This is a genomic window from Methylobacterium sp. J-072, from assembly GCF_022829425.1.
In the GTDB taxonomy this organism is placed as follows: domain Bacteria; phylum Pseudomonadota; class Alphaproteobacteria; order Rhizobiales; family Beijerinckiaceae; genus Methylobacterium.
In genome coordinates this window covers 129,026-151,485 of the sequence record NZ_JAKSYK010000192.1, presented here as the reverse complement: position 1 = coordinate 151,485, position 22,460 = coordinate 129,026, and the positions used below count along the sequence as shown (strand labels likewise).

The window sequence follows — 22,460 nt, the reverse complement described above, 5'->3', positions numbered from 1 at the left end:
TCTCTGAAAGCGAGATCGGCTCGCCAATTCGCAACCGCGAGATAAGCGGCTTGACGGCCCCCTCACAATGGAGGGCGCGTGCAGGCCCCTCATGCGCGGGGCACAGGCTAAGTCACAGCTTGCGAAAGTCTTTCTAAATTGGCGGGTGGAACGCTCGGTTGCGATCGGACTGGGTCGCCGAAAGCTCGATTCCGATCCGTCATTGCGAGCGCAGCGAAGCAACCTAGGGATACGCTACGTTCGGCGCTGGCGCGCCGCACTGGGTTGCGTCGCTGCGCTCGCAAGGACGATGAGCGGGTGGGAAGAGCCCGAACGAAAGGCCCTCACGCCGCGCGGGCCAGTTCCTCCGCGTCGCGGCCGACGACCTGATGGAGGGCGGAGACGCCGTCCGCCGCCATGCGCTTCAGCAGGCCGGCCTTGATGCGATCCACCAGCCCCGGCCCGTCATAGACCAGCGCCGAGTAAAGCTGGATCAGGCTCGCCCCGGCCAGAATCTTCGTCCAGGCGGCCTCAGCGGAATCGATGCCGCCGACGCCCACCAGCGGCAGCCTGTCGCCGACCCGGAGCCGGGTCTGCGCCAGCATCCGGGTCGCCGGCCCGAACAGCGGCCGGCCCGAGAGGCCGCCGGTCTCCCGGGCCAGGCTCTTTTCACGAAGACTCTCGGGCCGGGCCACCGTGGTGTTCGAGACCACCAAAGCCTGGACGCCGCGCTTCAGCGCCGTGGCGCAGATCGCGTCCAGGGCGTCGAGGGCCAGGTCGGGGGCGATCTTCAGGAACACCGCCGCGCGAGCGCCGGCTGCGTCCCGGGCCTCGACCGTGCGGGCGAGCAGCTCGTCCAAGAAGGCCTCGCCCTGGAGGTCGCGCAGGCCCGGCGTGTTGGGCGAGGAGACGTTGACGGTGACGAAATCGACCAGCGGCGCCAGGGTCCGGGTGCAGGCGACGTAATCGGCCAGCCGGTCGGTGGACTCCTTGTTGGCCCCGATATTGACCCCGACGATGCCGGGACGACCGGCCCGGGCCCGGAGCCGCCCGGCCACCACATCCAGCCCCTCGCTGTTGAGGCCGTAGCGGTTGATCACCGCCCGGTCGGCGGCAAGGCGGAAGGCGCGCGGCTGCGGATTTCCGGGCTGGGGCCGCGGCACCACGCCGCCGACCTCCACAAAGCCGAAGCCGAGGCCGAGCATCGCGTCCGGCACCCGGGCGCCCTTGTCGAACCCGGCCGCGAGGCCGACCGGATTGGGAAACCGCCGCCCGAGGAGATCGACGGCGAGCCGCGGATCGTCGGCCGCCGGCTTGCCCGGGGGCAGCAGGGCGAGGGCGCGCAGGGTCAGATCGTGGGCACGCTCGGCATCAAGCCGGTGCAGCAGCGGGCGGACCAGCGGGAAGGCGGCGGCGATCATGCGCGCGGGATCCCCGCGGGCAGGACATGCTGCCCATCCTGGCCCAGGGGCATCTCCTCAACCGACACCACCGCCGCGAGCGGCAGGTCGCCGTAGAGATGCGGGAACAGGGCACCGCCGCGCGAGGGCTCGTAGACCAGGGCCGCGCCCAGCCTCTCGGCCTCGACGGCGATGAGCAGCAGGTCGCCCTGCCCGGCGAAGTGGCGGGCGGCCGTCTCGGCGGTCTGCTCGGCGGTGGAGAAGTGGATGAAGCCGTCGGCCTGATCGACGGGCGCGCCGGTGAATCGGCCCGCCGCCTCGGCCTCGCGCCAGAGGGCACGCGGACAGATCTTGTAGATGAGCGGCATCGTCATTCCCCGGGGGTCGGCGCGTCCATAGCCCATCGCCCCCGGGACCGGAACCAGGGCGGAGGGCAGCATTGGGCGACCGGGACGGGACCGATAGACTATGCCGGCGGAGGGGGTCGTGAAGGGGTCTATCCCACCCCAGCCCTCATCCTGAGGTGGCGTAGCGAAGCGGAGCCCTCGAAGGAGGCCTCCAGGGATCGCAGAGCTTTCTGGAGGGCTCATTCGAGGCCCCGCGATCTTCGATCGCCGGGCACCTCAGGATGAGGGGGGTTGGGTTGGATGGGCGTCGATCAGAGTGACGCCCGAGAGAGGGCGTTGACCGCCGGCAACAGCCGGAAACCAGATCGATTCCAAGGGCGATTGCATTCTGCAGGTTGTAGTTCTACTTTCCTACGACTAGGCTGAGCGTCATAGAACCGCGTCCGAAACCGCTGATTCGGACGGGCGCGTGACGGTTTTCAATATTCCGCGCCTCTCCGGCGGGTTCGGTCCGCATCCTCCGGGGAGACTGCCTCCGTGCCCCCGAGGCAGCCGGGTGCCGGCTGGCGAGACGGGGGCGCCGGCCCGACGAGGTTGAGCCGCCGAGCCCGACATGCTGTCTCACGAGCAGATCTGGAACGCCATCGACCGCCTGGCGGAGCGCCACGGCTATTCCGCCTCCGGGCTCGCCCGGCGCGCCGGCCTCGACGCCACGAGCTTCAACCGCTCCAAACGGATCGGCGCCGACGGGCGCAAGCGCTGGCCCTCCACGGAATCCGTCTCAAAGGTCCTGGCCGCCACCGGCGCCAGCCTGGACGAATTTTTGCGGCTGATCGAGGCCAGGGAGATCCCCGCCCGCACCATGGTGCCGCTGATCGGCCTGACCCAGGCCGGGGCCGGGCGCCTGTTCACCGACGAGGGCATGCCCACCGGCGGCGCCGGCTGGGAGGAGATCGAGTTCCCGGATCTCGGCGAGGAGCGCGCCTTCGCCCTGGAGATCCAGGGCGATTCCATGCAGCCGCTGTTCCGCGACGGCGACGTGCTGATCGTCTCGCCCACCGCCAGCGTCCGCAAGGGCGACCGGGTCGTGGTGCGCCTCCATGGCGGCGAGGTCCTCGCCAAGGAGTTGAAGCGCCGCACCGCCCGGACCGTGGAGCTGGTCTCGCTCAACCCGGAGCACGAGGACCGCGTCCTCAACATCGGCGAAGTCGCCTGGATGGCCCGGGTGATGTGGGTCCGCCAGTAGGGCGCGTCCCGCCGAGAACACAGCCGCCGCACTTGGCCCCGCCGCAGTTCCTCGCTATCGCGGGCCTCGTTGCGGGTTTCCCGCACCCGCTCAGCTCGGACGCAGCATGACGCAGCCCGGGACGGATCACGGCGCGGAAGGCGAGGGGCCGCTCAGGGGCCAGGCCCGCGCGCTCCTCGACGCGCTGCCCACGCCGACGTTTCTCGTCGATGCCCGCGGTCGGATCCGCTACGCCAACCCGGCCTTCGAGCGCCTCACCGGGCATCCGGCCCGGGCGTTTGCCGACCGCGGCCTCGACCTGATCCTGGCGACCCGCGGGTCGGCGCCCGATTTTTCAGGCGAGGCGCCGCAGGAATTCCTGGCTTTGCGCTCCGATGGGACCAGCTTCTGGGCGAACCTCACCGTGGGGCGGCTGCCGGATGGCGACGATAGTATCTGCCAGATCCTCGACGTGACCGCGCGGCGCGAGGCCGAGGGGGCGCTGGCGCTGTCACGGCAGCGCGAGGCCCTGGGGCTTTTGACCAACAGCGTCGCCCACGAGTTCAACAACTTCCTCCAGATCCTGATCGGCTATATCGACGGCCTGAAGCGCCGTCTGGGCGATAGGCCCGAGCCGTTCATCCAGCGGGCGCTCGTGCGGTCAGCCGACGCCACGGAGCGGGCCGCGATCCTGACCCGCCAGCTCCTGGCCTATTCCCGCCGGATCGCTCCGGACGTGCGGCCGGTGGACCTCGACGCCATCGTAGCGGATCTGGCGCAGCGCCTCGCGCCGGACCTGCCGGCCGGGATCCGCCTCACGGTCAACACCACGCCCGGGCTGCCGCGGGCGATCAGCAACCCGACCCAGATCGAGTTTGCCTTGCGGCATCTGGTCGCCAATGCCGGCGAGGCCATGCCGAGCGGCGGCACCCTCACGCTCTCGACCTTCCGGGTCGATCCGAACGACCGGGCCATGTACCAGCCCGGGCCGGGCACGGTCGGGATCACGGTAAGCGATACCGGGACGGGCATGTCGCCCGAGATGCTGGCCCGGGCGCTGGCGCCGTTCCAGACCAGCCGCGAGGCCGGACGGGGCGCGGGCCTCGCCATCGTCCACGGCCTGATGAAGCGCCAGAACGGCACGATCACCCTGGACAGCCGGGCCGGGGAGGGCACCGAGGTGCGCCTCGCCTTCCCGGCCGCGCCGGACCGGACGCTGCACTGACGCAACGGCCGGCGACAAACGTCATCACGACGTCGAGAGGCGCGGACTAAAACCCGCGCTGAGCCGTCACCATATGATCGTCGGCGATCTCCGCCATTCGGTTCTCGTCCTCAGAGGCGCGTACATGCTCACCCAATTCTCGCGCCGTCGGCGCACGGCCGCCTTCCTGGCGCTGGCCGCTGCCCTGACCGTCGCGGCCCCCGTCGCAGAAGCCCGTCCGGGCGGCGGCGGATCCTTCGGTTCGCGCGGCTCGCGGACCTACACCGCCCCCTCGGCCACGCCGACGGCGCCGGGCGGCGGCATGACCATGCAGCGGTCCCAGACAGCGCCGTCCCCCGGCATGTCCAATCCCGGCATGCAGGCTCCGGCCGCACCTGGGCGTCGCTTCGGCGGCGGCTTCTTCGCGGGCCTGCTCGGCGCCGGCCTGCTCGGCGCCCTGCTCGGCGGCGGCTTCTTCGGCGGCCTCGGCGGCCTCGCCTCCATGATCGGCCTGTTGTTCCAGGTCGGCCTCGTGGTGCTGGTCGTCATGCTGGCGGTGCGGTTCTTTCGCCGCCGCAGCGAGCCGGCCGGCGCCGGTGCGCCCTACGCCCGCTCGACGCTGGACGGCGGCCCGAACCCGGGTGGCCCGACGGGCGGCCCGAACCCGGCTGCCGGCGGTTCCTTCGGCGGCGCCCGTCCGGTGCAGACCCGCAAGGTCGAGATCAGCCCGGCCGATTACCAGGCGTTCGAGCGCCTGCTCGGCGACATCCAGGATGCCTATTCCCGCGAGGATCGCGTGACTTTGGGTAACCTGACGACGCCCGAGATGGCCGGCTACTTCGACGAGGAGCTGCGCAACAACGCTGCCCAGGGCGTGGTCAACAAGATCACGGACGTGAAGCTGCTGCAGGGCGACCTCGCGGAAGCCTGGGGCGAGGACCGCACCGACTACGCCACCGTGGCGATGCGCTACGCTCTCAAGGACGTCATGGTCGACCGCGCCAGCGGCCGGATCGTGAAGACCGAGCCGGCCCCGGAGGCGACGGAGCTCTGGACCTTCCAGCGCCAGCCCGGCCGCGGCTGGGTGCTCTCGGCGATCCAGCAGACCCGCTAGTTTTGCGACTTGGCGTCCCGGCTACTCAGGCCGGGACGCGCCCTTCCAGCCGGCGCCGTTTCCGCGGCGCCGGTTTTTTATTTTTGGGCAGGCGCCGGATCGGGCGTTCCAGCAGCCGTGGAATCAGACCCGTCATTCCGGGGCGCCGCAGGCGAGCCCGGACCCGAAGGGGCCGCCGGAGGCGGCAATCCAGAGCCGCCAGCGGTGCAAAGTCTTGCATCACCTGCGTTTCTGGATTCCGGGCTCCGCTTCGCGGCCCCGGAATGACGGGGTGGAGGTCGAAACCGAAGCGTGATCTCGGAACACTCGGCCGACTGTTTTACCGTCCGCGCGCCGCGTCCCACAGGTTGGCGAGGGTGACGAACCCGGCCACCGGCACCTCCTCGGCCCGGGCCGTCTCCAGAATCTCGGCCACCGCCAACAGCGCGCCGGGCTCGGGGGTCAGTGCCTTCAGGCTCTGGCGGAGCATCTTGCGGCGCTGGCCGAAGGCCGCCCGGGTCACGGCTTCGAGGGCGCCGGCCCGGCAGGGCAGGGGCCGCGCGCGGGGCACCAGCCGCACCACGCTGGACGTGACCTTCGGCGGCGGCACGAAGGCCGAGGGGCTCACATCGAACAGGATGTCGGCTTCCGTGCGCCAGCCGCACAGCACGCCGAGCCGGCCGTAATCGGCCCGGGTCTCCGGCCCGGCGACGATGCGCTCGGCGACCTCGCGTTGGAACATCAGCACCGCTTGGTCCCACCAGGGCGGCCAGACCTCGCCGTCGAGCCAGCCGGTGAGCAGCGCCGTGCCGACATTGTAAGGCAGGTTCGCCACGATCCGGGCGGGGCCAGTGCCGATCAGCGGCCGGGGATCGAAGGCCAGGGCGTCGGCATCCACCACCTCGAGCCGGCCGGGATAATGCGCGGCGATCTCAGCCAGAGCCGGCAAGGCCCGGGGATCGCGCTCGATCGCCACGACCCGGGACGCGCCCTCGGCCAGAAGCGCCCGGGTCAGGCCGCCGGGGCCCGGCCCGACCTCGACCACGGTGACACCGTCGAGCGGCCCAGCCGCGCGGGCGATCCGACCCGTCAGATTCAGATCGTACAAAAAATTCTGGCCGAGGGCCTTCTTGGGCTCCAGCCCGTGCCGGGCGACGACCTCGCGCAGCGGCGGCAGACCGTCTCCGTCGCTCACAGCTCGTCCTCGGCGTCGAAATGCTGGGCGCCCGAGGCGCGCGGCCGTCCGGCATAGATGCTGAACGGGATGATGTCGGCGCCGACAGGCCCCCGACCGATGCGCGCCGCCTCGGTGTCGGCGAGCCGCCGCGCCAGCCGCAGGGCGGCGATCAGGCTATCGGGCCGGGCGATGCCCGTTCCGGCGATGTCGAAGGCGGTGCCGTGGTCGGGCGAAGTCCGCACGAAGGGCAGCCCGAGGGTGACGTTGACGCCGTCGTCGAACGCGATGGTCTTGATCGGGATCAGCGCCTGGTCGTGGGTCGGCGCCAGGGCGACGTCGTAGGTCGCCCTGGCGCGGGCGTGGAACAGGGTGTCGGCCGGGAGCGGCCCGCGGATGTCGATGCCGGCGGCCCGCAGCCGGGCCACCGCGGGGGCGAGCACGTCGCGATCCTCGTGGCCGATCGTTCCGGCTTCGCCGGCATGCGGGTTGAGGCCGGCCAGCACCAAGCGCGGCTCCGGCAGGCCGAACCGGTCGCGCAGATCCCGGGCGACGATCCGGGCGGTCTCTTCCACCAGTTCCTGGGTGAGCAGGCCCGGCACGTCCTTCAGCGGCACGTGGATCGTCACCGGCACCACGGCGAGATCGTCGCTCCAGATCATCATCACCGGGCGCGGCGGGGTGCGGCCCGGCGGGACCGAGAGGGCGGCCAGGAACTCGGTATGGCCGGGATGGGCGAAGCCCGCCCGAGTCAGCACGAACTTGGCGATCGGGTTGGTCACCACGGCGCTGGCGCGCTTGGCCGCCACGAAGGCGACGGCGGCGGTAATGGACTCGATGACCGCCCCCGCATTGGCGGAATCTGGCGCGCCGGGCTCGGCGGAGATTTTGGCGCCACTCGGCAGCGGCACGACGGGCAGCGCCCGGGGAAACACCTCGGCGGCGGTCTCGGGGTCGACCTCGGCCACCGGGACGAGCCGGTGGAGGCGGTTCGCCAGGCGCTCGATGAAATCCGGATCGGCGACCAGGAAGAACGGCGGCAGCGGATTTGCGCCGCCGCGCGCGAGCCAGGCGCTGAGCGCCAGCTCCGGGCCGATCCCGGCCGGGTCTCCAAGGGTGAGGGCGAGAGGCGGCATTTCGGGTCTATAGCGCCGGTGGGGCCGAAGTGCATCTGACCTATTTCGGGTGCTGGCACCCGCGACGCCTAACCCTAGTTCCGTCACAGGAAGGATCGGGTCCTCTCCGCGTCAAGGATGCATCGAGGGCGCAGTTGCCCATAAACTTAGAGCGCTCGCCGCCAAAGTGGACCCTGGTTCGGCGTCAGCGAGTGCGGTGAATCAAGAGCTTAAAGCTGTTCCCGATTGCAAAGCGATCAGGAACGGCTCTAGCGCAATCGAAATATAGATCATGGATGTAAATACTTGGCCAGCGTATACGCCAAAGTTGCCGCGCCGCCGAGCGAGCCGGCAAGCGTTGCGAGGACGAGCGTAATCATCGAACCGATACCAGGGACGTTTTTAAACTGGCCCGTAATGTCACCAAGCTTCTCCTGAAGCGGTCCAAGGTCGCTCTTTGCAGCTTTCGCATCTAGAGTTTTTTCGATACCAGTCAGGCGGCCTTCAATGGCACCGAGACGCTCAGTCGTTTTATGGACAAGGCCCTGGACGAGCTCTGTCAATTTGTCGATTTTAACGTCAAGTTTTTCAAAATTCTTTTCTAGTGTAGCGACTCTTCGTTCCATGTCGTTCACATTCCCTCCATCGCCGCCATCCGTACCATCGGCAGAAGTTCCAGAGCTCGGACTGAAATCGGCTGGAGACAAACCTGTGGCATCGCGAAGCGGCGAGGTATGTTTTTTGATCCCGCCGCTCATTTCTGCGCCTCTCTCGAAATAATGTAGTTCATTTGAAAGGCAAAACGCGATTGAATTCCTATCGGCATGACGGAAAAAGAGAGAAAATAGCGATAGTCTTCATCGGAAGCGAACGATGAACTCCCCAAATAGGCAGAGGTTTTTCCATCAAACCAGTCACGCTGATGTGTTATCTTGTAAGTAGACTCACCCTCGGCGCTTCTGATTGTCTTCGATCCGGATCTTTCTACAATCTCAACATTGAATAGTATTTTGTAGTCCGAATCGTCAGAGAATGGTATTATTTCTATAATTTGATCCGTCTTGAAGATAAAAAAATCTCTCTCAATGACTTGTCGACCATCGACCATCCCAAGCACGCGCACCATCAGTTCGCCTCCCGAGCATCCCGACAGTGGTGCGGGCAAATCTGATAGCAACGACGGCCTTTAATGATTACGCGAACAGCTTCAGATCGTGAGGACTTCAAATCGGGATAGGTATCGGTCCATGCGTCGGACAGTCCAAACATGTCGGGTTGAAAGCGCGCACCAATAGCTGTGCCCTTACCGTTCGGTAGCAGCCCGCTGCCTCCAGGTCGACGTTGCCCAGTTTCCATCATTTGTCGGAAACCCCAAACTCTGTCGCCATAGTTTCTTGGGCCGCGTCCAGAACCCTATCGACACAGTGGCAAGCCGGTGAGCTAGGGAGCACTCACGGCAGCCGTAACCCCGACATGGCGCGGCGAATGGCGGCGGCTTAGACCGTGCCTACCACAAAATCTGTCATTGCCGTGCCCGACGTCAACACCACGATGACCTGCGAACTCCGATTCCCGATAGCATAAGGGCGACGGCGGCACGCGTTTCCCTTCCAGTCCTGTGGAAGGAGAGCGCGTGTCATTGTCCGAACGGGCCTTCAGTCGAGCCGCATTCGACCCGGGAGCTAGTCCCCTGCGGGCTGGATGGGAAACGCCGGACGCTTGGGAAGTCCCAAGAATCCCAAAAAACTACCGCACCGTCGCGATGCCGTCCGCGGTGGTGGCGGTGCCGACGTTCTGGCGGAGGTCCGCCTCGCCCAGCGTCTTCAGTTCCAGGCGGAGCAGCACGGTCTGGTTGCGCTCGCGCACGCCCGTCGCGGTGGCGATCGGCGAGTTGATGTAGTTGAGCGAGATGGTCGTGCACTCGTCCTGGTAGCCGCCGCCGAAGCTCGCGCCGGAGAGGTAGAACCGGCCGGGGTTCTCGTAGGTCGGGACCGTGCCGATCGGGTTGGACAGGTACGACGACAAGGCGTCCGTGTAGGTGTTGCGCACGTCGAGATAGTGCGTGAGGTCCACCAGCAGCGAGCCCGAGATGAACCAATTCGGCGTGATGTTGTAGGTGGCGGTGGCGGTCACGCCCTCGCGGTAGTGGCTGTAGCCGAGCAGCGGCTGCGCCTCGTAATACGAGTAGAAGGCCGAGACCGTGAGCGGCAGGAACGGCGCGAACCGCGCCGTCGCGCCGGTCTCGAGACGGGAGACGTGGAAATCCGCCTGGTTGAACCGCGCCCGGGTGATGAAGGTGATGTTCTGGTTCGGCGAGACCTGGAACCGCCCGACGAAGTCGGAGCGCTGGGTCTCCAGGCCGGAATCGAGCCCGACATTGGCGATGTCGCCCCGGCGGAACGAGTTCACCCCGGCGAGTTGGATCGACTCGCCGAACATGATGTTGGTGTACCAGCCCGACGGCGTGACCACGGAATATTGGCCACCGAGATTGGTGCGGACGCCGCCCTCGACCCGATCGTAGCCCGAGAACTTGTCCCACTCGAACAGCGAGGTGTCGTCGAACACCAGGCTCTGGGCATCCTCGTTCGGCAGGCGGCCGATCCGGGTCTCGGACGGGCGCGCGATGATCTGGCCGATCGGCTCCAGGGTGTGGACGCCCAGCGCGCCGAAATTGGCGACGAACGGGTAGCGGTAATCGAGCCCGATCGCCGGCATCACCCGGCCGGCGAAGCCGTCGTCGATCTTGGCGACCTGGGGGGCGAGGTCGTTCTGGTAGCCGGAGAAGCTGGGATTGGTGAAGAACGCGTCGGTGCGCAGATACGCGAACGGCGTGAACTTCTGGCCCCACTCGTCGATGAAGCTCCGGCGCCAGGACAACTCGGCCGAGGCGCGGGTGTTGGTGCCGGCGAGCCCGTCGATCGCGCACAAGCCCCGCTGGAAGTAGGTGCAGGTCTGGTAGAGCGGGAAGCTGACGCCGTTCACGCTCGGCGAGAACAGGTAGCTCGAGGTGCGCGGCAACCCCTGGAACTGGGTGGTCTCGCGGGTCAGGCTGGTGATGTTGGCCTGGAACCGAACCTCGCCGCCGATCTCCGACGGCCCGTTGACCCGCTTGTCGTAATCGATCACCGGCGCGACCACCGGCTGCTGCTTCTGCCAGTCGAAGCTCGACAGGCCCTTGAAGTAGTAGCCCCGCGCCTCGAACCACGACCGGTCGCCCTGGCCGACCAGGTAGGCGGTCGAGGTCGCCTCGCGGAAATAATCCGTGGTGATGTTCTGGTTGCGGATCCGATAATTGTCGAGGAACCACTTGTCGGTGACGCCGACGAGGTCCCAGCCGGTCCGCCACCGGTCGTTGATGTAGAAACGCCCCTGCGACTCCACCGAGCCGCGGAAGTCGCGCTCGCCGGCCCCGAGCGGGCTCGGCAGGAACGCCGACGGCGTCGTCTGCGAGATGCCCGAGACGCGGATGTTGTAGAAGCCGTTGTCGATCCGCTGGCGGAACTCGGCCTGGCCGAGCACGCCCTGGCGGCTCAGCAGGGTCGGGGTGATGGTCAGGTCGTAGTTCGGCGCGAGGTTGATGAAGTACGGCAGCGACACGCCCCGGCCGAGCGCCGTGGTCGAGATGAAGCGCGGGGTCAGGAAGCCGGTCTTGCGCCGCACGGTCGGGTCGGCGGCCTCGAAATACGGCAGGTACGCGACCGGGATCCCGGCGATCTCCAGCGTGGAATCGTCGAAGTAGATCGTGTGGGTCTCGTTGTCGTGGATGATCTTCTTGGCGCGGATCTGCCAGAGCGGCGGCGTCTCCGGATTGTCCTTGCACGGCTCGCAGGCGGTGTAGCTGCCGGCCTCGAAGCTGGTCTGCTCGCCGCTCAGGCGCTCGGCCCGCGGCGCGGAGAAGCGCGTGCGCACCGTCTCGGCGCGCCGCTGCACGGTCTGCTGCCCCCGGAACGCGTCGATGAAGCCGGTCTTGAAATCGTCGGTGAGCTCCATGCGCTCGCCGGTCACGACGCCGCCATCGGCCTCGGTGAGCCGGACGTTGCCCTGGGCGAAGACCCGGCCGGTGCCGCGATCGTAGCGCACGCTGTCGGCCTGGAGGGTCCGCGGGCCGTAATGCAGCTCGGCGTTGCCCCGGGCGGTCACCGTGTTGTGATCGTTGTCGTAGATCAGCTCGCCGGCCTCGACGAGCAGCTTGTCGCCCGGCTTGCCGAGCTTGGGCGCGGCCATCCCCTGGGCATGCGCCAAGACGCCCCCGGCCAGCGGCGCGGCGAGCGCCAGCGCAGCCAGGAGGGCCGTCTTCCGCAGGATGTGGGCGACCTTACGCAACGCGCGACCCAACCCCTGTGACGTGATCCGCCACCAACCTCACACACCCGTCTCCCGTCCCGCGATGGATCACGGGCGTCAGCCGTCTTCCTGGTACAGAAGCGTAAGCGTACCGAGAAGACTGCCTACCACGGCCGGGAACCAGGCCGCCACCGGTGCGGCGACGAGTCCGGACGCGCCGAGCCCCTCCATGACCTGTCGGACCACGTAGAGGGCGAAGCCCGCCGCCACACCGCCGAGGACGAGTTTACCGACCCCACCAAAGCGGAAGAACCGTAAGGAAACGGTTGCAGCGACGATCACCATCGCCAGGAACAGGACCGGTCGAGCCCACAGGACATCGTACTGAAGACGGTATCGGGTGGCGTCGAGACCGGCCCGCTCGGTCCGCGCGATGGTTGTGGGAAGTTGCCAGAAAGGCACAGATTCCGGGGGGGTGAAGCGCTGCCGGACCTGCCCGGGGTCGAGGTTCGAGGCGATTAGGTAGGTGTCGAACGACTCAGGCGGCGCGTCCGGGGCCAGCAGGCGCACGTCGGTGAGTTCCCAGTAGCCGTCATGGAGCGTCGCCCGGGCGGCCATGATCTGCTCGGCGAACTTGCCGGCCGCGTCGAAGGTGAAGACCGAGACGCCAGCCAGGGTGGTGGTGCCCTCGATGGCGGTCTCGGCCCGGATGATCGCCTCGCCGTCGAGGCCGCGCTGGCGGATCCAGAGGTCCTTGCCGGAGCCGGCCTTGGTCGATTTGGCGAAAATCTTCGCCTCGATCTCGGTGGATCGCTGCTTGAGCAGGGCCGAGACCGGGTTGTAGATCCCGACCGCCACCGCCCCGAGCGCCAGGGCCACGAAGAAGCCGGGCTGGAGGAACTGCCACGCGGAAATCCCGGCCGCCCGGGCGACCACCAGTTCCAGCTTGCGCGAGAGCTGGAGCAGGGCTGCCATCGAGCCGAACAAGACCGCGAAGGGCAGCACGCCCTCGGCCACCGCGGGGGTGCGGTAGAGTGAGAGCTGCGCCATCAATCCGGTGGAGGCCCCCTCGGCCTCGCCGGCGCGGCGTAGCAGCTCGACGAAGTCGAGGGTGTAGACCAGGGCGAACACGGTGACGAAGACGCCGAGCACCGTGCGGGCGAACCGGGCGGCGAAATAGCGCCCGAGGGTCGGACCGATCAGCATCGGGGGCTCAGCGTGCCGGGACGAGGCGCGGGGCGCGGAACAGGGCGCGCAGGGCGCCCGCCAGCGCCGCGTTGAAGGCGCGCACCCGCGGCCCGAAGAAGATCAGCAGGCAGGAGAGCGCGATCGCCAGGATCGGTGCGCCGTAGATCGCCGCCACCGCCCCGGCGCTGCGCGTGGCCGCGCTCACCGCGGCGAAGCCCGCGATCCGCAACCCGACCACGGCCAGGATCGCCCCGGCGATGGCGAGCCCGCGGCCCTGGCGGGTGGTGCGCGGGTCGCCGAGCGCCGCGAAGGCGATGAAGACGAGGGCCAGCGGGTAGAGGCAGGCCGAGAGCCGGTCGTGCAGCTCCGCCCGGAACCGGCCCTTCTGGAGCTTGTAGTAGCCCTCGGTCTGGTCGGGGAACAGGAGCTGGGCGGTCGAGCGCTCGCGGGGCTTGTAGACCGTGTCGGAATCCGGCGGCGCGAACGCCGCGAGGTCGATCGTGTAGCGCTCGAAGGTCAGGATCGAGGAATCCCGCGAGTCCTTCTGCTGTTGGTGAACGCTGCCGTTCTCCAGGATCAAGAAGCTCTGCCCGTCGATATCCGCGGCCGTGCCGCGATCGGCCAGGTAGACCTTGGTCTTGCCGGCCTCCCGCCGGTCCTGGATGAACAGGCCCTTGAGCACGCCGCCCGGCCCGCGCTCGCGGAAATGGAAGGTGATGCCGTTGTCGAGCTGGGTGAACTGCCCCTCCTTGACGACGTTCGCGATGAAGTCGCCCCGGACCCGGGTGATCACGTCGCGCAGTTCCTGGAAGCTCGCCGGCATCACCACCAGCACCAGGAAGCCCACCAGAAAGCTCACGAACAGTGCCAGCGTCAGGAACGGGCGCAGCAGCGCGCGCGGGGGCATGCCGGCCGCCGACATCACGATCAGCTCGGAATCGCCGTTGAGCTTGTTCAGCGCGTAGACGGCGCCGATGAACAGGGCCACGGGCGCGATCACCACGATCAGCGTCGGCAGCGACAGCCCGGTGACGAACAAGAAGACCAGGAGCGTCTGCCCCTTGGCGGTCACCAGATCGAGCTCGCGCAGGGCCTGCGTCAGCCAGATCGTGCCGGTGAGGCCGATCAGGCAGGCGAGGCTGGCGCCCAGGGCGATCCGAAAGATGTAGCGCTCGATCTGCCTCATTGGCCCGGCAGTCCCGCCCGTTCCCTCGCCCCCGGGCTCGGCAGGGACCCGACAAAAGGGGCGATTCCAGGGCTGTCGCGCCGCGTTGCGTTTGCCGCCTCACCGGCTACACAGAGCGGACCACGCCCTACGGCACGGCCCGAGCGTGGGAACGGCTGCGGAACATTGGGCAGGACGACGGGTATGGCGGACGGTATCGAGATCGGTTTCGGCCCCATGGAGCAGGGCGGCCAGGGCCCGGGGGGATCGGGCGATCTCGTGGTGTTCGTCGGCGACGACCTCGCCCTGGGCTCTGCGGCGCGCACGGCGCTCGGCAGCGCGGGCGCCGACCTCGTCGCCAAGGCCGCGGCATCCGAAAAATTCAAGGGCCGCTCGCTCAGCGCCCTAAGCCTGCCGGCGCCGGCAGGGATCCATGCCGACCGGCTGGTGGTGGTCGGGCTGGGCTCCGAGAAGGACCGGACCAAGATCGACTGGCCGGTGCTCGGCGGCTTCACCGCCAGCAAGGTATCCAGCCGCTCGGCCCGGGTGGTGCTCGATTGGCCGGGCACGACGGTGAGCGCCGCGCAGGCCGGCGAGTTCGCCCTCGGCGCGCGCCTGCGCACCTACACGTTCGACCGCTACAAGACCAAGAAGAAGCCCGACGCCGAGGAAAAGGGCGGCACCGCGCTCACCCTGCTGCTCGCCGAGCACGGCACGGCGTCGCGCGAGGGCGAGGCCGCCCGGACCCTGTCCGAGGGCGTGATCCTGGCCCGCGACCTCGTGAACGAGCCGCCGAACGTGCTCTTCCCCGAGGAATTCGCCAAACGCGCCTCGGAGCTGTCGAAGCTCGGCGTCGAGATCGAGGTGCTGGAGCCGGCGCGGATGCGCGAGCTCGGCATGGGCGCGCTGCTCGCCGTGGCGCAGGGCTCGGTCCGCGAGCCGCGGGTCGTGATCATGCGCTGGAACGGCGGCCCGGCCGGCGAGGCACCCATCGCCTTCATCGGCAAGGGCGTGGTTTTCGATTCCGGCGGCGTCTCGATCAAGCCGGGCGGCGGCATGGAGGACATGAAGGGCGACATGGGCGGCGCGGCCGCTGTGGTCGGGGCGCTCCACGCGCTCGCGTCCCGCAAGGCCCGCTGCAACGTCGTCGGCGCCATCGGCATCGTCGAGAACATGCCGGATGGCGGCTCCTACCGCCCCTCCGATATCATCACCTCTATGTCCGGCCAGACCATCGAGGTGATCAACACCGACGCGGAAGGCCGCCTCGTGCTCGCCGACGTGATCACCCACATCGTCCGCAGCGCCAAGCCGAAGGCGATGATCGACCTCGCGACCCTGACCGGGGCGATCATCGTGGCGCTCGGCCAGGACATCGCCGGGATGTTCTCCAACGACGACGCGCTCGCCGCCAACATCAACGCCGCCGGCGAGGCGACCGGCGAGAAGGTCTGGCGGATGCCGCTGATCCCGGCCTACGACAAGGCGATCGACTCCAAGTTCGCCGACATGAAGAACACCGGCGGCCGCCACGGCGGCGCCGCCACCGCGGCCTCGTTCATCAAGCGCTACGTCGAAGAGGTGCCGTGGGCCCATCTCGACATCGCGGGCGTGGCGATGTCGTCGAACGCCAGCGAGATCAACCGCAGCTGGGGCGCCGGCTGGGGCGTGCGCCTGCTCGACCGGCTGGTGCGGGACCATTACGAGGCGCGGTGAGGCGGATCGCGGGCGCGACGCTACCGCGCCCGCGGGATTCGACCGAGGCTGGCTCTGTCCTTACTCACGTCTATCCAACCCAACCTCCTCATCCTGAGGTGGCGACGCGCAGCGGCGCCCTCGAAGGAGATTTCCAGGGATCGCGTGGCTGGCTGGAGGGCTCCTTCGAGGCTCGCTTCGCTCACGCCTCAGGATGAGGGGGGTTGGGTTGGAGGAGCGCCGATCAAGCGTCGTGGAGCGGAGCCGTCGCGCATGACCGGACGCATGTGTCTGTGAGAACCACAAACAGAAACCTCCTCGCGGCGATCCCGATCCTGGCCATGCTCTCCGCGCTGGTGCTGGTGGCCATCACCGGTCTCAGCCAGCGCTCCGGCGTGCCGGAGGCGTTCGAGCCCTGGATCTACGGCTACTTCATCGCCCGCTATCCGCTCTTCGCCTTCGCGCTGGTCTACGGGCTGGCGTATCTCGCGACGGTGGCGGCCGGCCCGGGGCCGGCCTCCGCACTCCGACGAATCCTGTTCGCCACAGTCGGCGCCGCGGCCCTCACCCTAATTGGCCTCTACCCGACCTCCGGGGGCCTGATCCTGCGCGGCGGCTTCGCCACCGGCGGGATGGCGTTCCTGACGCATCAGCCCCTGTGGCTGGCCTACGGGCTCGGCGCCGGGGTCGCGGCGGCGCTGTTCGGCGGGATCCTCGGCCTATTCGCGATCGCGGCCAACCGGCCCCTCCGCCCGAGTCTCCGGCGAATCGGCGCCGGCCTGCTGGCCTTCCTGGCCCTCTGGTTCGGCGCCTGCGTGATCGGGCTCTCCGGCGATCTCGGGATCGGAGCCTGGCCGCGCCGGGCCTTCCGCCCTGCCGAGGCGGGCCTCGCCGCGCTGCTGCTCGTCGTCGCCGCCCTGCCGCACGTCCTGCTCACGACATTGAGCCGGCTTCGTCGAAGCGCCTGAGGCCGCCGCCTTGCTAGTGGCCGCCCGTTCGCCCACAGTCGGGCGGTTCTGCGTAGGGACGGGACGCGGCCGTCGAGAGCCGTGCCCGCGGGAGACGACGCGATGCGCGAGGCCAGCGTGATCGAACAGGGCACGGCGGCGCGCCGGCATGGGTCCGAGCCGGATCCCGCCTTCACGAACCTGTCGCCGCGGCCGTGGCTCGCTTCTTACCCGCCAGGCGTCCCGGCCGAGATCGATGTCGAGTCGCTCGGCACCCTGGTCGATCTGTTCGAGACCAGCGTCACCGCCTTCGCCGATCGCCCGGCGATCCTGTGCTTCGGCTCGACCATGACCTATGCGAGCCTCGGCAAGCAGGCCCGGGCGCTCGCCGCCTGGCTGCGCGCGCAGGGCCTCGCCAAGGGCGACCGCGTCGCGATCATGCTGCCGAACGTGCCGGCCTACGCAGTGGCGCTGTTCGGCGTGCTCTCGGCCGGCGGGACGGTGGTCAACGTCAACCCGCTCTACACGCCCCGGGAATTCGCACAGCAGATCAACGATTCCGGCGCCCGGTTTCTGATCGTGCTGGAGAATTTCGGCGCGACCGTCGCGGGGGCGCTGGCGGATGTCGCGCTCGAGCGCGTCCTGCTCGTCGGCCCCGGCGACGGGCTCGGGCTGAAGGGTCACGTCATCAATCTCGCCAGCCGCCACGTGCGCAAGGCCGTGCCGCCGTTCCGGCTGCCGGACGGGTTGGCGCTGCCGTTCACGACGGCCCTGCGCCGGGGCAGCGGCATGCCGCACGCCTCGGTGCCGGTCGATCCGGAGGATCTGGCCTTCCTGCAATATACCGGCGGGACCACGGGGGTCGCGAAGGCGGCGATGCTCACCCACCGCAACGTCATGGCCAATGTCGAGCAGTCGCAGCTGTTCTTCAATTCGAAGGATCCGAGCATCCTCCGCTGCGCCGTCACGGCCCTGCCGCTCTACCACATCTTCGCGCTGACGGCCTGCTTCTTCCAGTTCATGCGCAACGGCGGGTCCTGCCTGCTGATCCCCAATCCACGCGACTGCGACGGCATGGTGAAGACCCTGAGCCGTCACCGCTTCACGCATCTGATGGGCGTGAACACGCTGTTCAACGTGCTGATCAACCACCCAAAGATCCACACGGTCGATTTCTCCCATCTCGACTTCGTGGTCGGCGGCGGGACCGCGGTGCAGCGACCGGTGGCGGAGCGCTGGAAGGCGCTCACCGGCAACACCATCCTGGAGGGCTACGGCCTGTCGGAGACATCGCCGGTGGTGAGCGCCAACCCGCCCGGCATAAAGGAATTCTCCGGGACGATCGGCTACCCGTTCCCGTCCACCGAGGTCTCGATCCGCGATGCCGCCGGCAAGCCGGTGCCGCGGGGCCAGCCGGGTGAGATCTGCGTGCGCGGTCCCCAGGTGATGCGCGGCTACTGGAACAAGCCCGAGGAGACCGCACGGGCGATGACGTCGGACGGCTTCTTCCGCACCGGCGACATCGCCGTGATGGAGCCGGACGGCCAGATCAAGATCGTCGACCGGATGAAGGACATGATCCTCGTCTCCGGGTTCAACGTCTACCCGAACGAGGTCGAGGAGGTGCTGGCCGCCCATCCGGGGGTGCTCGAATGCGCCGTGGTCGGTGCGCCGAGCGAGGAGACCGGCGAGATGGTGGTCGCCCACGTGGTCATGAAGGATCCGGCCGTCTCGACCGACGCCCTGCGGGCCCATGCCCGCACCCAGCTTACCGGCTACAAGGTGCCCCGCCGGGTGGTGCTGCACGACGCGCTGCCCAAGACCAATGTCGGCAAGGTGCTGCGCCGGGTCCTGCGCGACGAGACGCCCCCGGGCTGAGCTTGTCTCGCCCGCGGCGGATCGTCATCGCCACGACAGGTAACCGCCCGTCCCCGATCGCCGAATGGTGAGCCTGCGGCGCTTGCGCCCCTGTCGGCCCCGGCCGATCTGTGGGTTGTTCGCGCAGAACAGGCGAGGAGACGGCGATGGTGATCCGAAGCAGGCGCGGGTGGGAGATCCCGGAGAGTCAGGCTACGCCCGAGGCCGTTTTCCTCAACCGGCGGGCGCTGATCGGCGCCGCGGCCGGGCTCGCCGCCGGCTCCGTGCTCGGCGGCCGGAGCGCCTTCGCGGCCACGGGTGATGGGCCGCTCTATCCGGCGCCGCGCAACCCCGCCTTCACCCTCGACCGGCCGCTGACCCCGGAGCGGTTCAGCGGCGACTACAATAACTTCTATGAGTTCGGCACATCGAAGTCCGTGCTGCCGGCCGCCAACGCGCTCAAGACGCAGCCCTGGACCCTGAAGATCGACGGTCTCGTCGAGAAGCCGTTCGAGATCGGGGTCGATGACCTGATACGGAAGATCGGCCTGGAGGAGCGGCTCTACCGTCACCGCTGCGTCGAGGCGTGGTCCATGTCGGTGCCGTGGACCGGTTTCCCCCTGTCGAAGCTGGTGGCGCTCGCCAAGCCGACATCGGGTGCAAAGTACATCCGCTTCGAGACCTTCATGGACAAGGCGATGGCGCCCGGCCAGCGCGCCTTCTACTACCCTTGGCCGTATATCGAGGGGCTGACCCTGGCCGAGGCCGGCAACGACCTCGCCTTCATGGTCACCGGAATCTACGGGAAGCCGCTGCCCAACCAGTTCGGCGCACCGATCCGCGTGGCGGTGCCGTGGAAATACGGGTTCAAGTCGGCCAAATCGCTGGTGAAGGTGTCGTTCACCGCCGACCGCCCCAAGACCTTCTGGGAGGGGCTGCAGGCTTCCGAGTATGGCTTCTGGGCCAACGTGAACCCGGCGGTGTCGCACCCGCGCTGGAGCCAGGCCTCGGAGCGCGTACTGGGCACCGACGAGCGCGTGCCGACGCTGATCTACAACGGCTACGGCGAGCAGGTCGCGGGGCTCTACAAGGGCCTGGAGGGCGAACGGCTGTTCGTGTGAAAGACCAAGGGATCCCAAAGGGCCTGCGGCCAAGACCTTTCGAGGTGTTGGACCCGGACCGTCCCGCTTCCCGCAGGCACCGGATCCTCGCAGTGTTAGTTCCATCAACCGCCCTGTCATTCCGGGGCCGCGAAGCGGAGCCCGGAATCCAGAACCATAGGCGGAGCTAGCTCTTGCACCGTCGGCGGCTCTGGATTCCGGGCTCGCCTGCGGCGCCCCGGAATGACGGGATGGAGGCTGAACTTACAGAGCCGGTTCCGAACGCACGGCCCTGATGCCTCAGGGCCTATTTGACCGGTCATTCCCATTCTCAACCTCATCCTGAGGCGGCGTAGCGGAGCGGAGCCCTCGAAGGAGCCCTCCAGCCGGCCGGGCGATCCTTGGAGGGCTCCTTCGAGGCTGCTGCGCAGCACCTCAGGATGAGGGGAGGGATGAGGATCTCCGTCGATCAGAAACGTCATTCAACTGTGATCGCACAGTCAAACTGGCTCTCAGTCTCTCGTCACGGTGGCGATCAATAGGTCCAGCGCTGCGCCTTCGAGACCAGGAAGTCGCGGAACGCCTGAACCCGGGCGACCGAGCGCATCTCCTCGGCATAGACCAGATAGCTCTCCAGGCTCGGCATCTCGGTGTCGCGCAGGACCTGGGTGAGCTGCTGGTCGCCGTCCACCGCGTAGTCGGGCAGGATGCCGATGCCGGCGCCCGCCTCCATGGCCCGCTGCAGCGCGCCGATATTGTTCACGGTCAGGTGGACGCTGCGCCGGTCGCGGCCCTCGCGCCCGGCATCGGCCAGCCAATGGGCCGCCAGCAGGTAGGACGGCTCGTTGCCGCCGAACGAGACGAGGCGGTGATCGTCGAGTTCCTCGATGCTCTTGGGCTCGCCGAAGCGCTTGACGTAATCGACGCTCGCGTAGGCGTGGTAGTGCACGGTGAACAGCCGGCGCTGGATCAGGTCCGGCTGGGCCGGGCGGCGCATGCGGATCGCCACGTCGGCCTCGCGCATGGCGAGGTCGAGTTCCTCATTGGTGAGGATCAGCTCGATGCGGACATCCGGGTAGAGGTCCAGGAACTCGCCGACCCGCTGCGACAGCCACGAGGTGCCCAGGCCCACGGTGGTGGTGACCTTGAGGTCGCCGGTCGGCCGCTCTGAGGTCTCGACCAGCCGCGCCCGGGTGTTCTCCAGGCGCAGCTTCATGTCCCGGGCGGCGCGGAACAGCAGGTCGCCCTGCTCGGTCAGGATCAATCCGCGGGCATGGCGGTGGAACAACGGTGCCTTCAGCTCGCGCTCCAGGGCGCTGATCTGGCGGCTGACCGCCGACTGGCTGAGGCCGATATCGTCGCCCGCCTTGGTGAAGCTGCCCGCCTCCGCGACGTTCAGGAAGATCCGGATCTTGTCCCAATCCAAGGCGAGAACCCCCACCAACGCGAATCCGCACCCGACGCCCGGCTCGGACCGAGCCGCACTTGCGTCGGGCGATGGACCGAGCGATGCGCGTGCGACCGACGCCAAGGGGGCGCGGCCGGCGCTGCAGGGGCATGCAACGATTGCAGCCCTGCCCGGTCAGAACCCCTATGCGCCCGGCGCATGGTCGGATGCAAGCGCTGAGATCGCGATCTTGTTGACAGGACTTTGGTCCAACAGCGCGGAGCGGCCCGCGCTGCGTGGTCTCACTCCGCCGCAGCGGCTTGGAGTGGCGTCTCGCCGATCTCCAGGTTGGCGAGGAATTTCTCCGCTTCCAGGGCCGCCATGCAGCCCATGCCGGCGGCCGTGATCGCCTGCCGGTAGACGTCGTCGGTGACGTCGCCCGCGGCGAACACGCCGGGGATCTCGGTCTCCGTGGTCCCGGGCTTCACCGACAGGTAGCCGCCGTGGCGCATCGGCAGCTGGCCCTCGAAGATCCCGGTGGCCGGCTGGTGGCCGATCGCCACGAAAATGCCGTCGGCCGGCACGTCGCTGATCTCGCCCGAGCGCGGGTCCTTGAGCCGGACATGGGTGACGGTCGCGGCCGGCTTCTGGACGCCACAGATCTCCGCGACCTCCCGGTGCCACAGCACCTCGACGTTCGGATGCTTGAACAGCCGCTCCTGCAGGATCCGCTCGGCCCGGAAGCTGTCGCGGCGATGCACGACGGTGACCTTCTTGGCGATGTTGGCGAGGTACAAAGCCTCCTCGACGGCGGTGTTTCCGCCGCCGACCACCACGACCTCCTTGCCGCGGAAGAAGAAGCCGTCGCAGGTCGCGCAGGCCGAGACGCCGCCACCCTGGAACGCCGCCTCCGAGGGCAGGCCGAGCCACTTCGCCTGGGCGCCGGTGGCGATGATCAGGGCATCGCAGGAATAGGTCTCGCCGGAATCGGCCACCAGCCGGAACGGCCGCTGCTTGAGATCGACCGAGGTGATGTATTCGGAGACGATCTTGGTCCCGACATGCTCGGCCTGCAGCCGCATCTGCTCCATAAGCCAAGGCCCCTGGATCGCCTCGGCGAAGCCGGGATAGTTCTCGACATCGGTGGTGATCATCAGCTGGCCGCCGGGCTGGAAGCCGGAGATCAGCAGCGGCTCGACCATCGCGCGGGCCGCGTAGATCGCGGCCGTGTAGCCGGCCGGGCCGGATCCGACGATCACGAGCTTGGCGTGCGTGTGGGCCATCTCTCTCGTTCCCT

At 68.4% G+C, this 22,460-nt stretch carries 18 protein-coding genes; 7 read left to right on the top strand and 11 right to left on the bottom strand.

Going from position 1 to position 22,460, the window contains the following annotated elements; all coding sequences use genetic code 11:
* Positions 1–323 precede the first annotated feature (323 nt).
* Both MKK67_RS24460 and MKK67_RS24455 read right to left on the bottom strand, forming a co-directional pair.
* Complete coding sequence (locus MKK67_RS24460; protein WP_243970378.1) at positions 324–1,400, bottom strand: quinone-dependent dihydroorotate dehydrogenase; 1,077 nt, start codon at positions 1,398–1,400, stop codon at positions 324–326.
* On the bottom strand, positions 1,397–1,747 hold the full coding sequence (locus MKK67_RS24455; protein WP_243970546.1) for a DUF952 domain-containing protein: 351 nt from the start codon (positions 1,745–1,747) through the stop codon (positions 1,397–1,399). Before MKK67_RS24455 ends, MKK67_RS24460 begins: the two co-directional genes overlap by 4 nt.
* A gap of 592 nt (positions 1,748–2,339) precedes the next feature.
* Between MKK67_RS24455 and MKK67_RS24450 the strand changes: the two genes are divergently transcribed.
* The 3 genes from MKK67_RS24450 to MKK67_RS24440 all read left to right on the top strand — a co-directional run bounded on the left by MKK67_RS24450 (position 2,340) and on the right by MKK67_RS24440 (position 5,269).
* Positions 2,340–2,972, top strand: a complete 633-nt coding sequence (locus tag MKK67_RS24450) for a helix-turn-helix transcriptional regulator (RefSeq protein ID WP_007567824.1) — start codon at positions 2,340–2,342, stop codon at positions 2,970–2,972.
* A gap of 106 nt (positions 2,973–3,078) precedes the next feature.
* Positions 3,079–4,176, top strand: a complete 1,098-nt coding sequence (locus MKK67_RS24445) for a two-component system sensor histidine kinase NtrB (protein WP_243970376.1) — start codon at positions 3,079–3,081, stop codon at positions 4,174–4,176.
* 124 nt (positions 4,177–4,300) lie between these two features.
* Positions 4,301–5,269: a Tim44 domain-containing protein gene (locus tag MKK67_RS24440; RefSeq protein WP_243970374.1), complete on the top strand. Its 969-nt coding sequence runs from the start codon at positions 4,301–4,303 to the stop codon at positions 5,267–5,269.
* 319 nt (positions 5,270–5,588) lie between these two features.
* Here the strand turns inward: MKK67_RS24440 and rsmA are convergent, their stop codons facing one another.
* The 7 genes from rsmA to lptF all read right to left on the bottom strand — a co-directional run bounded on the left by rsmA (position 5,589) and on the right by lptF (position 14,198).
* Positions 5,589–6,443, bottom strand: coding sequence for a 16S rRNA (adenine(1518)-N(6)/adenine(1519)-N(6))-dimethyltransferase RsmA (rsmA, locus tag MKK67_RS24435; protein ID WP_243970371.1), 855 nt, complete (start codon positions 6,441–6,443; stop codon positions 5,589–5,591).
* Positions 6,440–7,558, bottom strand: coding sequence for a 4-hydroxythreonine-4-phosphate dehydrogenase PdxA (gene pdxA, locus MKK67_RS24430; RefSeq protein ID WP_243970369.1), 1,119 nt, complete (start codon positions 7,556–7,558; stop codon positions 6,440–6,442). Before pdxA ends, rsmA begins: the two co-directional genes overlap by 4 nt.
* Positions 7,559–7,827: 269 nt before the next feature.
* Positions 7,828–8,295 carry a hypothetical protein gene (locus MKK67_RS24425; RefSeq protein ID WP_243970367.1) on the bottom strand — a complete coding sequence of 156 codons (468 nt, stop codon included), beginning with the start codon at positions 8,293–8,295 and terminating at the stop codon, positions 7,828–7,830.
* Entirely contained in the window at positions 8,292–8,663 is a 372-nt protein-coding gene (locus tag MKK67_RS24420) for a hypothetical protein (protein ID WP_243970365.1), read from the bottom strand. Before MKK67_RS24420 ends, MKK67_RS24425 begins: the two co-directional genes overlap by 4 nt.
* 620 nt (positions 8,664–9,283) lie before the next feature.
* Positions 9,284–11,863 carry an LPS-assembly protein LptD gene (locus MKK67_RS24415; RefSeq protein WP_243970363.1) on the bottom strand — a complete coding sequence of 860 codons (2,580 nt, stop codon included), beginning with the start codon at positions 11,861–11,863 and terminating at the stop codon, positions 9,284–9,286.
* 78 nt (positions 11,864–11,941) lie between these two features.
* Positions 11,942–13,030, bottom strand: coding sequence for an LPS export ABC transporter permease LptG (gene lptG / locus MKK67_RS24410; protein WP_243970361.1), 1,089 nt, complete (start codon positions 13,028–13,030; stop codon positions 11,942–11,944).
* A gap of 7 nt (positions 13,031–13,037) precedes the next feature.
* Positions 13,038–14,198: an LPS export ABC transporter permease LptF gene (gene lptF, locus MKK67_RS24405; protein WP_243970359.1), complete on the bottom strand. Its 1,161-nt coding sequence runs from the start codon at positions 14,196–14,198 to the stop codon at positions 13,038–13,040.
* Between the two features lie 183 nt (positions 14,199–14,381).
* Between lptF and MKK67_RS24400 the strand changes: the two genes are divergently transcribed.
* The 4 genes from MKK67_RS24400 (at position 14,382) to msrP (ending at position 19,797) form a co-directional block, all read left to right on the top strand.
* Complete coding sequence (locus MKK67_RS24400) at positions 14,382–15,893, top strand: leucyl aminopeptidase (protein ID WP_243970357.1); 1,512 nt, start codon at positions 14,382–14,384, stop codon at positions 15,891–15,893.
* A gap of 272 nt (positions 15,894–16,165) precedes the next feature.
* Positions 16,166–16,840, top strand: a complete 675-nt coding sequence (locus MKK67_RS24395; protein ID WP_243970355.1) for a hypothetical protein — start codon at positions 16,166–16,168, stop codon at positions 16,838–16,840.
* 102 nt (positions 16,841–16,942) lie between these two features.
* Positions 16,943–18,697, top strand: coding sequence for an AMP-binding protein (locus tag MKK67_RS24390; protein ID WP_243970353.1), 1,755 nt, complete (start codon positions 16,943–16,945; stop codon positions 18,695–18,697).
* A gap of 146 nt (positions 18,698–18,843) precedes the next feature.
* Positions 18,844–19,797 carry a protein-methionine-sulfoxide reductase catalytic subunit MsrP gene (gene msrP / locus MKK67_RS24385; RefSeq protein ID WP_243970351.1) on the top strand — a complete coding sequence of 318 codons (954 nt, stop codon included), beginning with the start codon at positions 18,844–18,846 and terminating at the stop codon, positions 19,795–19,797.
* A 514-nt stretch (positions 19,798–20,311) separates the two neighbouring features.
* Here the strand turns inward: msrP and MKK67_RS24380 are convergent.
* Positions 20,312–21,202, bottom strand: coding sequence for a LysR family transcriptional regulator (locus tag MKK67_RS24380; RefSeq protein ID WP_243949111.1), 891 nt, complete (start codon positions 21,200–21,202; stop codon positions 20,312–20,314).
* 263 nt (positions 21,203–21,465) lie between these two features.
* Positions 21,466–22,446, bottom strand: a complete 981-nt coding sequence (gene trxB / locus MKK67_RS24375; RefSeq protein WP_243970349.1) for a thioredoxin-disulfide reductase — start codon at positions 22,444–22,446, stop codon at positions 21,466–21,468.
* Between the last annotated feature and the right edge of the window lie 14 nt (positions 22,447–22,460).

Excerpts from the sequence above, each read along its gene's own strand:
- MKK67_RS24460 (WP_243970378.1), bottom strand. The coding sequence starts at position 1,400 with ATGATCGCCGCCGCCTTCCCGCTGGTCCGCCCGCTGCTGCACCGGCTT.
- MKK67_RS24455 (WP_243970546.1), bottom strand. The coding sequence starts at position 1,747 with ATGCCGCTCATCTACAAGATCTGTCCGCGTGCCCTCTGGCGCGAGGCC.
- MKK67_RS24450 (WP_007567824.1), top strand. The coding sequence starts at position 2,340 with ATGCTGTCTCACGAGCAGATCTGGAACGCCATCGACCGCCTGGCGGAG.
- MKK67_RS24445 (WP_243970376.1), top strand. The coding sequence starts at position 3,079 with ATGACGCAGCCCGGGACGGATCACGGCGCGGAAGGCGAGGGGCCGCTC.
- MKK67_RS24440 (WP_243970374.1), top strand. The coding sequence starts at position 4,301 with ATGCTCACCCAATTCTCGCGCCGTCGGCGCACGGCCGCCTTCCTGGCG.
- pdxA (WP_243970369.1), bottom strand. The coding sequence starts at position 7,558 with ATGCCGCCTCTCGCCCTCACCCTTGGAGACCCGGCCGGGATCGGCCCG.
- MKK67_RS24425 (WP_243970367.1), bottom strand. The coding sequence starts at position 8,295 with ATGAGCGGCGGGATCAAAAAACATACCTCGCCGCTTCGCGATGCCACA.
- MKK67_RS24420 (WP_243970365.1), bottom strand. The coding sequence starts at position 8,663 with ATGGTGCGCGTGCTTGGGATGGTCGATGGTCGACAAGTCATTGAGAGA.
- lptG (WP_243970361.1), bottom strand. The coding sequence starts at position 13,030 with ATGCTGATCGGTCCGACCCTCGGGCGCTATTTCGCCGCCCGGTTCGCC.
- lptF (WP_243970359.1), bottom strand. The coding sequence starts at position 14,198 with ATGAGGCAGATCGAGCGCTACATCTTTCGGATCGCCCTGGGCGCCAGC.
- MKK67_RS24400 (WP_243970357.1), top strand. The coding sequence starts at position 14,382 with ATGGCGGACGGTATCGAGATCGGTTTCGGCCCCATGGAGCAGGGCGGC.
- MKK67_RS24390 (WP_243970353.1), top strand. The coding sequence starts at position 16,943 with ATGCGCGAGGCCAGCGTGATCGAACAGGGCACGGCGGCGCGCCGGCAT.
- msrP (WP_243970351.1), top strand. The coding sequence starts at position 18,844 with ATGGTGATCCGAAGCAGGCGCGGGTGGGAGATCCCGGAGAGTCAGGCT.
- trxB (WP_243970349.1), bottom strand. The coding sequence starts at position 22,446 with ATGGCCCACACGCACGCCAAGCTCGTGATCGTCGGATCCGGCCCGGCC.